This is a genomic window from Denitromonas halophila (assembly GCF_007625155.1).
In the GTDB taxonomy this organism is placed as follows: domain Bacteria; phylum Pseudomonadota; class Gammaproteobacteria; order Burkholderiales; family Rhodocyclaceae; genus Nitrogeniibacter; species Nitrogeniibacter halophilus.
Genome location: NZ_VMNK01000015.1, coordinates 252,865 through 264,977, shown reverse-complemented (window position 1 = coordinate 264,977; position 12,113 = coordinate 252,865). Strand labels below are relative to the sequence as shown.

8 protein-coding genes and 3 tRNA genes are annotated in these 12,113 nt (G+C 65.4%); 4 read left to right on the top strand and 7 right to left on the bottom strand.

Annotated features, from left to right (window positions below; genetic code table 11):
* Window positions 1–3: 3 nt before the first annotated feature.
* Entirely contained in the window at window positions 4–825 is an 822-nt protein-coding gene (locus tag FHP91_RS15680; RefSeq protein WP_144310473.1) for an AraC family transcriptional regulator, read from the bottom strand.
* Between the two features lie 91 nt (window positions 826–916).
* On the opposite strand from FHP91_RS15680, the gene FHP91_RS15675 reads away from it, so the two are divergent.
* The 4 genes from FHP91_RS15675 to pabB all read left to right on the top strand — a co-directional run bounded on the left by FHP91_RS15675 (window position 917) and on the right by pabB (window position 5,317).
* Window positions 917–1,453 carry a peroxiredoxin-like family protein gene (locus tag FHP91_RS15675; protein WP_144310472.1) on the top strand — a complete coding sequence of 179 codons (537 nt, stop codon included), beginning with the start codon at window positions 917–919 and terminating at the stop codon, window positions 1,451–1,453.
* Between the two features lie 187 nt (window positions 1,454–1,640).
* On the top strand, window positions 1,641–2,720 hold the full coding sequence (locus FHP91_RS15670) for a 3-deoxy-7-phosphoheptulonate synthase (RefSeq protein ID WP_144310471.1): 1,080 nt from the start codon (window positions 1,641–1,643) through the stop codon (window positions 2,718–2,720).
* Window positions 2,717–3,547 carry a phosphoserine phosphatase SerB gene (gene serB / locus FHP91_RS15665; RefSeq protein WP_144310470.1) on the top strand — a complete coding sequence of 277 codons (831 nt, stop codon included), beginning with the start codon at window positions 2,717–2,719 and terminating at the stop codon, window positions 3,545–3,547. Before FHP91_RS15670 ends, serB begins: the two co-directional genes overlap by 4 nt.
* Window positions 3,548–3,562: 15 nt before the next feature.
* On the top strand, window positions 3,563–5,317 hold the full coding sequence (pabB, locus tag FHP91_RS15660) for an aminodeoxychorismate synthase component I (protein WP_144310469.1): 1,755 nt from the start codon (window positions 3,563–3,565) through the stop codon (window positions 5,315–5,317).
* Between the two features lie 62 nt (window positions 5,318–5,379).
* On the opposite strand, the gene FHP91_RS15655 is transcribed toward pabB, so the two are convergent.
* The 6 genes from FHP91_RS15655 to FHP91_RS15630 form a co-directional block, all read right to left on the bottom strand.
* On the bottom strand, window positions 5,380–6,411 hold the full coding sequence (locus FHP91_RS15655) for a sodium:calcium antiporter (RefSeq protein ID WP_144310468.1): 1,032 nt from the start codon (window positions 6,409–6,411) through the stop codon (window positions 5,380–5,382).
* A 288-nt stretch (window positions 6,412–6,699) separates the two neighbouring features.
* Window positions 6,700–9,516: a formate dehydrogenase subunit alpha gene (gene fdhF / locus FHP91_RS15650; protein WP_186301580.1), complete on the bottom strand. Its 2,817-nt coding sequence runs from the start codon at window positions 9,514–9,516 to the stop codon at window positions 6,700–6,702.
* The gene (locus FHP91_RS15645) at window positions 9,516–11,234 is read right to left on the bottom strand and encodes an NADH-ubiquinone oxidoreductase-F iron-sulfur binding region domain-containing protein (protein WP_144310466.1); all 1,719 of its coding nucleotides are present in this window, start codon (window positions 11,232–11,234) and stop codon (window positions 9,516–9,518) included. Before FHP91_RS15645 ends, fdhF begins: the two co-directional genes overlap by 1 nt.
* Before the next feature lie 289 nt (window positions 11,235–11,523).
* Window positions 11,524–11,600, bottom strand: a tRNA-Arg gene (locus FHP91_RS15640).
* Window positions 11,601–11,688: 88 nt separating this feature from the next.
* Window positions 11,689–11,765 (bottom strand) — tRNA-Arg (locus FHP91_RS15635).
* A gap of 55 nt (window positions 11,766–11,820) precedes the next feature.
* Window positions 11,821–11,913: transfer RNA gene (locus tag FHP91_RS15630), tRNA-Ser, on the bottom strand.
* Window positions 11,914–12,113: the final 200 nt, after the last annotated feature.

Genomic DNA, 12,113 nt, shown 5'->3' with positions numbered 1-12,113 from the left:
AGATTACGACGCCACCTCGTTGGCCACGCGCGACAAGGCCCGCGACAGCGCCGCCGGGCTCTCGTAGCCCGCGGCCTGCGCCGCCCGCTTGAGGCCACGCCCGGCGGCAATCTCGCGTCGGGCAATGGTCAACCGAAAGGCATTCAAATAGCGCCGCGGCGTGATGCCGAGGCTGTCGCGAAAGCGTTCGGCAAAGGTGGTACGCGACACGCCCGCCGTTTCGGCCATGGCCTCTAGTGACCACGGCGCGGCCGGCTGCGTATGCACCGCCACCAACGCCCGCGCCAGGCCGGGGTCGGCCAGCCCGGCGAGCACGCCGCGCGGCAGAATCTGATTCGACAGCAGATGACGCAGCAGACCGATCAGCAAAATCTCGCCGGCGCGGCTCAACAACACACCCCCGCCACAACGCGGCGACTCGACTTCGAGCGCGATGAGCCCGATGGTTTGTGTGAGCCCCGGCATCGCCGCCGTCATCGGCAAAAACAGCGGCGTGTCAAAGGCTTCGAGCAACAGCGGCGCGGCCGGGCCATCAAAAAACGCCTCGGCGCAAAACACCCGGCACGGCGCATCGTCAAGCGGCCGCAGGCCATGCGCCTGATCGTTGCGAAACACCGCAATCGCCGGCGCGCTCAGCGTTTGTGTGCCGTCGCGGCTATCGAACTCGACACTGCCGGCCACCACCAGATGCAAGTGCAGGCAATCGGCGGCATCGCTGGCCACTGTCGCGGCATCGGCCAGATCGCCCAGATGACGGATCTGAATGCGCGGCATCAAGCCGGTCAGGAGGGAAGTCAGGCGATCGAGGCGAGGTGCTGTTGGCATAAATTTGTACGCTCTGCAAACATTTACGGACAAAGTGTTGCATATCGTACGCAATACTCCAAGCATCGAATCTCTCGCTGGAGTCCAAAAAATGCTCGTTCCCCGCCAAGCCGTCCCCGAACTGAAGGTTGCCACGCTCGCCGGAGTCCCCTTCGATATCGCCACCGACAAGGCCGACACCTTCACCATGGTGGCCTTCTATCGCGGCCTGCACTGCCCGATCTGCGCCAAATACCTGATGGAACTGGAGCGTCTGGCCCCCGAGTTTGCCGAGCGTGGCGTCAAGACCATCGCCATTTCGAGCGACAACCAGGAGCGCGCCCAGGCCATGGCCGACAAGGTTCAGGCCAATCACCTGCGCTTTGGCTACGACCTGCCGCTGGCCGTCGCCCGCAATTGGGGTCTGTACATCTCGGCCAGCCGCGGCAAGACCTCCATCGGCATCGAAGAGCCCAGCCTGTTCAGCGAGCCCGGCCTGTTCTTTGTGCGCCCGGACGGCACCCTGTACTACGGCGCCGTGCAGACCATGCCCTTCGCCCGTCCGCTGTTTTCCGAGTTGCTGGGTGCGATGGATTTCGTACTCAAGAACCACTACCCGGCACGCGGCGAGTTTGTCGGCAACGTCTGAATCTGCACGCGCCGCAACACCCGAAACGGGCCGTCGAAAGACGGTCTTTTTCGTTTACAGCCCAACTTTTCGACCACCGCCCGCAAGCCCTTTGTCGGATGACAAACGCCTTGAGGTTTTCCCATCTGACGAATCGCCCGCAAACGCAGTAAACTACCCGTTTTTCGCCGCCTGGAAAGAGCGCACCATGACCGTCGCCCAGACAGAAAACCTTAACATCATCGCGCAAGACCACATGCCCTCGCCGGAAGAGGTGAAGGCACAGGTGCCGCTGACCGACGCGGCTACCGCAACGGTACTCGAAGGCCGCCGCGCCCTGCAGGCCATCCTGGATCGCGAAGACCCCCGCCTGTTTGTGGTGGTTGGCCCCTGCTCGATTCACGATCCCGTCGCCGGCCTGGACTACGCCCGCCGCCTCAAGGCACTTGCCGACGAGCTCTCCGACACGCTGATGCTGGTGATGCGCGTGTATTTCGAGAAACCGCGCACCGCCACGGGCTGGAAGGGGTATATCAACGACCCCTACATGAACGACTCCTTCCGCATCGACGAAGGCATGCAGAAGGCCCGCCAGTTTCTGCTCGACGTGAACGAAGTCGGCTTGCCTTGCGCCACCGAAGCCCTCGACCCGATCGCCCCGCAATACTACGGCGACCTGATCGCCTGGACCGCCATCGGCGCCCGCACCGCCGAATCGCAGACTCACCGCGAAATGGCCTCGGGTCTGTCGACGCCAGTGGGCTTCAAGAACGGCACCGACGGCTCGCTCGACGCCGCCATCAACGGCATCGTCTCGGCCGCCAATCGCCACAGTTTCCTCGGCATCAACGGCCAGGGTCGTTCGGCCATCCTGCGCACCCGCGGCAACCCCTACGGGCATGTGGTGCTGCGCGGTGGCGGTGGCCGGCCGAACTACGACACCGTGTCGGTCAACCTCGCCGAGAAGGCGCTGGCCAAAGCCAAGCTGGCGCAAAACGTGGTGGTCGACTGCTCGCACGCCAACTCCTGGAAGAACCCCGAATACCAGCCGCTGGTGCTGCGCGACGTGGTTCACCAGATCCGCGAAGGCAACCGCTCGGTGGTCGGCGCGATGATCGAGAGCTTCATCGAAGCCGGCAACCAGTCGATCCCGACCGATCTGTCGCAGCTCAAGTACGGCTGCTCGGTCACCGACGCCTGCGTGAGCTGGGAGACCACGGTCGACATGCTGCGCCACGCCCGCGACATTCTGCGCACCACCTTGCCGACCCGGACCTCGCCTCAATGAATCTTGTTGTGCTTGGCACCGACATCGAAACGCCAGTGCTGAAAAATCTGGCCCGCCACAGTGGTGCGCGGGCCATCGAACAAATCGACGCCAGCGCCTTCCGCCTGGTCGACACACAGCGCCGCGACGGCGTCGCCGAGCTCTGTGACGCGGCTGGCGTGGACTTCGCCTTTGTGCCGACCGGCCGACGCCTGACCGACTTCGGCCTGTTCGTCACCGACATGGATTCGACACTGATCGACATCGAGTGCATTGACGAGATCGCCGACCAATGCGGCAAGAAAGACCAGGTCGCCGAGATCACCGAAGCGGCCATGCGCGGCGAGATCGATTTTCGCGAATCACTCAATCGCCGTGTCGCCCTGCTCGAAGGCCTGGACGCCAGCGCACTCGACACCGTGTTTCGCGAGCGGCTGCAACTCAACCCCGGTGCGCGCGAACTGATCAGCGCACTCAAAGCTGCCGGCATTGTCACCGTGCTGGTGTCGGGCGGTTTCACCTATTTTACCGAACGCCTCAAGGCCGACCTCGGCTTTGACCACGCCTACGCCAACACGCTCGAACGCGCCGACGGCAAGCTCACCGGTCGCGTCTGCGGCCCGGTCGTCGACGCCCAGGCCAAGGCCGACCACCTCATTCGCATCCGCAATCAGCTCGACCTGAGCGCCGAGCGCGTAATGGCCGCCGGCGATGGAGCCAACGATTTGCCCATGTTCCGCGCGGCCGGCTTTGGTGTCGCCTTCAAGGCCAAACCGGTGCTGCGCGCCCACGCCGACTGCAGCCTCAATTACAGCGGTCTGGACGCGGTTCTCAAGCTGTTCGCCTGACCCCGCCCGCTCCGGATGCTTTCCTTCGCCTCCCGTGAGCCTGTCGCGCTGTTCGACGACAACCTTGTCGAACAACGCGCCCGCCGGCTGCACGGCCTGATCGACACCATCGTCTGCGACGCCCCGCAAGGGCTCGACGCTGCCTTTGCCCGCATCGAGTCCGCCACCGCGACCGGCCACTGGGTCGCACTCGCCGCAGCGTACGAGCTGGGCTACGCGCTCGAGCCCCGGCTTGCGCCGCTGCGCCCGGCCAGCCCCACGCCGCTGCTGCGCGCCTGGGTGTTTGCCCAGTGTGCCGAACTCGACGACAGCGCCTGCGACGCCTGGCTCGCGACCCATGACGACGGCCAGGCCACCGGCCTCATGGACCGCCAGACCGGACTCTCAGAGACCGACTACCTGCGCGCGGTCGAGCGCATCAAACGCTACATCCTCGACGGCGACTGCTACCAGACCAACTTCACCTTCCCAAGCCACGGCCGCGCCTACGGCAACCCCTGGCGACTCTACCGCAAGCTGCGCCAGGCGCAGCCGGTGCGCTACGGCGCGCTGATTCTCCATGCCGACGGCGCGCTCATGAGCCGCTCGCCAGAACTGTTCGTCGCCCGCCGCGGCCACACGCTCACCTGCAAGCCCATGAAAGGCACGGCGCCGATTGATGCGCCGGCAAGCGCGCTAACCGCGAGCGAAAAGAACCGCGCCGAAAACCTGATGATCGTCGACCTGCTGCGCAACGACCTCGGGCGGCTCGCCCCCCCGGGCGGCGTGAGCGTGCCGACGCTGTTTGAAGCCGAGGCCTACCGCACCGTCTGGCAGATGACCTCCACCGTCACCGCCGCGCCGGTGCGGGCGGGCCTCGCCGAGATCTTCCGCGCCCTCTTCCCCTGCGGGTCGGTCACCGGAGCGCCGAAGATCCGCGCCATGCAGATCATCCGGGAGCTCGAAGGCAGCCCGCGCGGCGTGTACTGCGGCGCGATGGGCTGGATCGCCCCGCACGGCGACTTCCAGTTCAACGTGCCGATCCGCACTCTCGACATCGCTGCCAACGGCGCGCTGCGCAGTCACACCGGCAGCGGCATCGTCGACGACTCCGTGGCCCGCGACGAGTGGGCCGAATGCCGCCTCAAGCAGGCCTTCCTCGACTGCCTCCCCGGCGACCTGCGCCTGATCGAAACCCTGCGCTTCGATGGCCAGACCATCCCCTGGCGCGACGACCACCTCGCCCGCCTCGCCCGCTCGGCGTCGGCCCTCGGCATGCCCTGCAAACTCGACACGGTGCGCGCCGCGCTCGACGCCGCCACTGCGCCGCTCCGTGGCGAGCACCGCATGCGCCTGAGCCTCGGCCACGCCGGCGACCTCGACCTTGCCACCGAACCGCTGGCACCGCTGGCGGGCCCTCAGACCGTCTGCCTGGCCGACGAAACGCTCGACAGCGGCAACCCGCTGCTGGCACACAAGACCACCGCCCGCGCGATCTACGACCGGCAGCTCAAGGCGGCGATCGCCCGCGGCCATTTCGATGCATTGTTCTTCAATGAGCGCGGTCAACTGGCAGAAGGTGCGCGCAGCAGTGTGTTCGTGGAAATCGATGGGCAAATTGTCACCCCGCCCCTGGCCGCCGGTCTGCTGGCCGGCGTCTGCCGGCAACGGGCATTGCGCGAAGGCTTCGCACGCGAGCGCCACCTGACCCGGGACGACCTTGCCCGCGCCACCCGGCTGTGGGTCGGCAATGCCTTGCGGGGCGTGATCGCGGTACATCTGGGCGATTGAGCCCCACCGACCGGCAGAATTGCGTCGGCGCCCGTTGCCTCCGACATGCGCCCCGGCGACGCCTACATGCTGAACATGAACACCACGGTGGCGACATAGGCCACCAGCACGAACACGCTCTCGAAGCCGATGTTCGCCAGACCGCGCTTCTCGCGATACAGCAGGCCCATCAACAACACGCCGGACTGCAGGATCGCCACGCTGACCAGAAAAACCTGCCGGTCGCTGACCGCATGCAGGATGGACCCTGAGCGGTAGAACAGGTCAGAGACGGCCACGAACAAGGTGTCGAAGACATTACCGCCGATGATGTCCCCGACCGCCAGCGTGAGTGCCCCCTGTCGCACGGCAGCAATCGCCGTGACGAGCTCAGGCAAGGACGTGGTCACCGCGGTGAACACGCCACCGACCGCAGACTCGTTGATGCCGGTCTGTCGCCCAAGCGCGATGGCGCTGCCCGCCAGCGCCCAGCCCGCGGCACCGACCAGGCCAGCGAGGAGCGCGAACTCGGTCCACAGGCGTGACATGCCGGCAAAGCGCAGGCGTATCCGCGGGGTCTCGCAACGCGTCTCCTCGGTCTGCTCGGGCAACCACATCGGCCGCTGGTGCGCCGAGGACACCAGTCGCAGCCCATAGACATACGCCATCGGCAACAGCACCGATACCGGGTGCACACTCCATAGCGAGATCTCGGGCGTGGTCATCGCCACCAAGATCAGTGCGAGCAGGCTCACCAGCATCGCAGCCTGCATGATGTTGGCTGCCGAGGCGGCGGCATGTTCGAGGTTGGCGCGCGGATAGGCCAGATCGGCAATGGCCAGGAATGCCGTCTGCGCGGCGATGCCGCCGAGCGCATTGGCCACCGCCAACTCGGCGTGGCCGCCGGCAGCCGCGGTCATCGACGTGACCGAACCGGGCAGCGACGTGGCGGCGCCGAGGAAGAGCGCCCCGGTCACGGCCTCGCCAAGGCCGGTGCATCGGGCAATGCGCGCCGCCACATTCGCCAGGCGCCATCCGCCGATACCGATCAACACCCCCATGGCCAGAAACACCGCAACATTGATGGCGAGCGGCAGCGCGTCGAAATCGATCATGGCTCTCCCTTTTGTCGGCCCGCGCCACACCCGCGGGCAGGGCCATGCCGAATGCGGGCCGGAGCAGGATCATCGTCCGTCAGTGGTCCATTAGTCATTGGTGGCCGGTCGCAGTTCAACTGCCGCCGTCGGGGGTCAGCTAACCATCTGCCTCGTCGACCAAGCGCTCGACAGCACCGCCCGTGGCTGGCGCTCAAGACCGTCGCCCATGCCATCCACGTCCGGCGGCCCAAGACAGCAAACGCCTGCTACCCGTCCGATGCGTGGGTCTGCAATGCGCGCGGCGGGTCAGTCCGGCGCGAGCGGGGGCGGCACGCTCAGGCGACAGGCGGCGTATTTGAATTCGGGAATCTTGCCGAAGGGGTCGAGCGCCGGGTTGGTCAGCACATTGGCCGCGGCCTCGCTGTAGCAGAAAGGTACAAACACCATGCCGTCAGGCAGCGCCGTATCTATCCGCGTGGCCAGCGAAATATGGCCGCGGCGCGTGGTGATGGTCAGCATCTCGCCTTCGCGCAAACCCAGCCGCTGTAGTTCGCCAGGCGCGAGCATGGCCACGGCCGAAGGCTCCAGCGCATCGAGCACCCTTGCACGGCGCGTCATCGAGCCGGTATGCCAGTGTTCAAGCTGGCGTCCGGTGGTGAGTATCGTGGGGTAGTCATCATCCACCGGTTCATCGGGCGGCAGCAGCGCAGCCAGCGAGAAGCGGGCGCGGCCGCTGGCGGTCGGGAAGCGGTCACCAAACACCACGTCCAGCCCCGGGGCGTCATCGGCCGGACATGGGTAGGTTACCGAGCCTTCGCGTTCCAGTCGGTCCCAGCTGATGTTGGCCAGCGACCCCATGCCCTGCCCCATCTCGGCAAACACCTCGCGCGGGTGGGTGTAGCGCCAATCCAGTCCGAAGCGACGCGCGATCTCCTGGGTGATCCACCAGTCGGCTTTTGCCTCGCCAGGCAACGGCACGGCGGCGCGGCCCATCTGCACCTGACGGTTGGTGTTGGTGACGGTGCCGTCCTTTTCGGACCAGGCCGAGGCCGGCAGGATCACATCGGCGAACTGCGCGGTTTCGGTCACGAAGATGTCCTGCACCACAAGGTGTTCGAGCGTGGCGAGCGCGGCGCGCGCGTGATCGAGATCGGGATCGGACATGGCCGGGTTTTCGCCCATGATGTACATGCCGCAGATGGTGCCGGCGAGAATCGCGTCCATGATTTCGACCACCGTCAGGCCCGGCTTGTCGGCCAGCGGAGTGTTCCACAGTTCCTCGAAAGCGGCGCGCAGCTGCGCATCGCCGACGCGCTGGTAGTCCGGTAGCATCATCGGGATCAGGCCGGCGTCGGAGGCGCCCTGCACATTGTTCTGGCCGCGCAGCGGATGCAGCCCGGTGCCCGGTTTGCCGACATGGCCGCAGGCCAGCGCCAGCGAGATGAGGCAGCGTACGTTGTCGGTACCGTGGGTGTGCTGCGACACGCCCATACCCCAGAAGATCATGGCACGCTCGGCGTTGGCGTACAGGCGGGCGATGTCGCGGATCTCGTCGGGCGCAATGCCACAGACGGCCGACATGGTCTCGGGTGTGATTGGCGCGACATGCGCCTTGAGCGCCTCGAAGCCCTCAGTGTGCGCGGCGATGTAGTCGGCGTCGTAAAGTCGCTCGGCCACGATTACATTGAGCATGGCGTTGAGCAAGGCCACATCGGCACCCAGCGTGAAGCGCACCGTTCGGTGGGCATAGCCACCCAGCGTCTGGCCGCGCGGGTTGAGGCTGATGATCTTGGTGCCACGCTTGGCGGCTTGCTTGAAATAGGTGGCGGCGACCGGGTGGTTGGCCTCGGGGTTGCAGCCGATCAGTACCACGAGGTCGGCCTCCAGCGCCTGCATGAAGGATGCCGTGACCGCACCCGAGCCAATGCACTCGATCAGCGCCGCCACGGAACTGGCGTGGCACAACCGTGTGCAGTGGTCGACATGATTGGAGCCAAAGCCGGTGCGCACCAGCTTCTGAAACAGCCACGCCTCTTCGTTGGAACACTTGGCGCTGCCAAAGCCGGCAAGCGCGTCCGGGCCGTGGGTATCGCGTAGCGCGATCAGCCCCTTGGCGGCGACATCCAGCGCTTCGTCCCAACTGGCTTCGTGAAAATGGGTGAGCGGATTGGCCGGGTCGAAATCCGGGTCCATGCCCTTCGCGACGCCGGCGCGGCGGATCAACGGCCGCGTGAGCCGCGCATGGTGATTCGGGTAGTCGAAGCCGAAGCGGCCCTTCACACACAGGCGCCCGGCGTTTGACGGGCCGTTACGCCCTTCGACAAACAGGATGCGGTCGTCCTTGACATGATAGGTGAGCTGACAGCCCACTCCGCAATACGGGCATACCGAGTCCACCTGCCGGTCGGCCGAGGCTGAGTCACCGCGCCCCTCGGCGTCGATCAGGGTGGACGGCATCAAGGCGCCCGTCGGGCAGGCCTGTACACACTCGCCGCAGGCCACACAGGTGCTCGCGCCCATGGTGTCGTCAAAATCGAACACCACCTTGGACGCCGCACCGCGATAGGCCAGGCCGATCACATCATTCACCTGCACTTCGCGGCAGGCACGCACGCACAGATTGCAGTCGATGCAGGCGTTCAGATTGACGCGCATGGCGGCGTGGGTGGCGTCTTGCCGCGACACGTCGGGCGCGCGATGTGGCAAGCGGGCGCGCACCGAGGCGGCGTCCATGTCGAGCTGATCGACCGTCTTCCAGAAGTGACTGGCGCGATCCGGGCTGAGCTCACGATCGGGCTGATCGATCAGCAGCAATTCCATGACCCCCTCGCGCGACACCTGAGCGCGCGCCGAGGTGGCGCTTTTCACCACCATGCCAGGTCTGGCTTCGCGGATACAACTGGCGGCCAGCGTGCGCTCACCTTCAATTTCAACCATGCAGGCGCGGCAGTTGCCGTCGGCACGGTAGCCCGGCGCGTCCTTGAAGCACAGGTGCGGAATATGCTCGCCTGCGCGCTTGGCGACTTGCCACAAGGTCTCGCCGGGTGAGGCCTCGACCATCACGCCGTCGAGGCTCAGTTCAAAGGCCGCGGACACAGTATCGTCTTGCGTGGGTTGGCGCATCAGGCGTCTCCCGCTTCGCGGATCTGCACACCTTGCCGCGCCAGATCCGTCGGGAAATACGTCAGCAAGCTGATGACCGGGTTGGGGGCCGCCTGTCCGAGGCCGCAGATCGATGAATCCTGCATCACCTGGGCGAGCCGGCGCAGCACTGTCGCATCCCACGCCTCTGCTTCCAGCAAGGCCAGCATCTTTTCGGTACCCACCCGGCACGGCGTGCACTGGCCGCAGGATTCGTCTGCAAAGAAGGCCATCAGGTTCTTGGCAATGGCTCTCAGATCATCCTGATCCGACACCACGATGACGGCGGCCGAGCCGATGAAACAGCCGTGCGGCTGCAAGGTGTCGAAGTCCAGCGGCAGGTCCGCTTTCGAGGCCGGCAAGATGCCCCCCGACGCGCCCCCGGGCAGGTAGGCCAGCAAGGTGTGTCCGTCAGCCATGCCTCCGCAGTATTCGTCCACCAGCTCGCTCAAGGTGATGCCGGCCGGCGCCAGATGCACCCCCGGCTTCTTGACACGGCCCGACACCGAAAAGCTGCGCAGGCCTTGCCTACCGCGCAGCCCCTGACTGGCAAACCACGCCGCGCCCTTCGCGTACAGCGCCGGAATCCAGAAGACCGTCTCGACGTTGTTCACCAGCGTCGGTCGACAAAAAAAACCCACCTGTGCCACAAAGGGCGGGCGGTGTCGCGGCTTGCCCGGCTTGCCTTCCAGCGACTCGATCAGCGCCGACTCTTCACCGCAAATGTAGGCGCCCGCGCCTCGGCGCAGCACGATGAAGCCCGGCGCCACCAGGCCGGTGGCTTCGAGTTCAGCAATCGCCGAGCGCAGCACGGCGCGCAAACCGGGATACTCGTCACGCAAGTAGATATAGAGCGCGCAGGCTTCAATCGCCGTCGCACTGATCAACGCACCTTCGAGAAACTGATGGGGCGCCTGTTCGAGGTGGTAGCGATCCTTGAACGTGCCCGGCTCGCCTTCATCGGCATTGATGACCATGTAGCGCGGCGCCGGCTCGGCTCGGACGAACTGCCACTTTTTCCCAGTCGGGAAGCCCGCGCCGCCCAGACCACGCAGGCCTGCACGCTCAAGCAGATCGCAGAGCGCATCGACCGACACCTTACCCGTGCGGAGCGCGCCCAGCAGCGCATAGCCCCCTTCCGCCTGATAGTCCGCCAGACGCGGCCAGACAATGGGCTCAGGGTCGAGCTCACCCGAGTCGAGCAGCGCCTGAACCGCAGCGACGCTGGCCTGACCAAGGTGCCGGTGCCCCACCTCAAGCACCGGCGCCACGTCGCAACGTCCCATGCAGGGCGCACGAATCACCCGCACGTCGGCCGCATCCAGGCCGCTCGACAACGCACTACGCAGCGCCTGCGCACCGGCAAGCTGACATGACAGCGAGTCGCACACGCGCACCGTCTGCGCCGGCGGTAGAGCGTCATCCTCGCGAATCAGATCGAAATGCGCGTAGAAACTCGCGGTTTCGTACACCGCGGCCATGGGCAGGTTCATCCACTCGGCCAGCGCGCGCAGATGCGCCAGCGAGATATGCCCGAAGTGGTCTTGCAGGCAATGCAGATGCTCGATGAGCTGATCGCGGCTGCGCGAGCGCTGGCCGAGCAACGCCTCGACGGCAGCGAGCGCCTGGGGCGCCACCGCGCGACCGCGGGGGCCTGTACGTGACTTGCGCCGCAGCGGCGCGGCAGTCGATTGCGTCATGTGATCGGTTTCCACCTTGGTTGTGCATCGCTTGCCGCGCAGCTGGCGTGGCAAGACGCGCTCTGACGATCCTAATCGCTCAGTCAGGCGACGTACACACCCGGGTTTCAAGACACAACGGACGGCGCACAAGCGTCCCCACGGGCAACGCTTTTCATTCGGCGAGTGCCCCGCTTCCGGATGGATGAGCAGTAGGCAAACCGCCTGAAGAATATCAAACGTGTAAACAAGGAAATACAGGTTTCAGAAACAATAAAGGGCATCTCGATGAGATGCCCTTTATCAAAACTGGCGCGCTCGGCAGGATTCGAACCCACGACCCCCTGGTTCGTAGCCAGGTACTCTATCCAACTGAGCTACGAGCGCGTTGCCGGCGTCAGGTGATGACCTTCGTTCCGGACTAAAAAAGCCGCGCTGGACGCGGCCTTTTCGCTTTTTTATTACTTGTTCGATATGGCGCGCTCGGCAGGATTCGAACCCACGACCCCCTGGTTCGTAGCCAGGTACTCTATCCAACTGAGCTACGAGCGCAACCGCGAAGCCAGCGATTATACGATGAAGAATAAACGCCGTAAAGCACTGTGGGTGGCGGAGACGGAGGGATTCGAACCCTCGATACCGCTTTTGACGGTATGCTCCCTTAGCAGGGGAGTGCCTTCGACCTCTCGGCCACGTCTCCTCACCACAGGGCCGCGATAATATCGGTTTCAGGCCCTGCGGTCAAACCGCTTTTGCTGCAATTGCGTTGCTGCGAAATCGCTTGCATTGTGCATGCGCGGCCAGCGAGCGAGGCTTCTCGCCAATTCCCACCAAGATCCCGATCCAGGCGGTCGAAATCATCGCGCCTACCCCGCTCGACTCACGCTTCAGAGGGGTCGC

Excerpts from the sequence above, each read along its gene's own strand:
- FHP91_RS15680 (WP_144310473.1), bottom strand. The coding sequence starts at position 825 with ATGCCAACAGCACCTCGCCTCGATCGCCTGACTTCCCTCCTGACCGGC.
- FHP91_RS15675 (WP_144310472.1), top strand. The coding sequence starts at position 917 with ATGCTCGTTCCCCGCCAAGCCGTCCCCGAACTGAAGGTTGCCACGCTC.
- FHP91_RS15670 (WP_144310471.1), top strand. The coding sequence starts at position 1,641 with ATGACCGTCGCCCAGACAGAAAACCTTAACATCATCGCGCAAGACCAC.
- serB (WP_144310470.1), top strand. The coding sequence starts at position 2,717 with ATGAATCTTGTTGTGCTTGGCACCGACATCGAAACGCCAGTGCTGAAA.
- pabB (WP_144310469.1), top strand. The coding sequence starts at position 3,563 with ATGCTTTCCTTCGCCTCCCGTGAGCCTGTCGCGCTGTTCGACGACAAC.
- FHP91_RS15655 (WP_144310468.1), bottom strand. The coding sequence starts at position 6,411 with ATGATCGATTTCGACGCGCTGCCGCTCGCCATCAATGTTGCGGTGTTT.
- fdhF (WP_186301580.1), bottom strand. The coding sequence starts at position 9,516 with ATGCGCCAACCCACGCAAGACGATACTGTGTCCGCGGCCTTTGAACTG.
- FHP91_RS15645 (WP_144310466.1), bottom strand. The coding sequence starts at position 11,234 with ATGACGCAATCGACTGCCGCGCCGCTGCGGCGCAAGTCACGTACAGGC.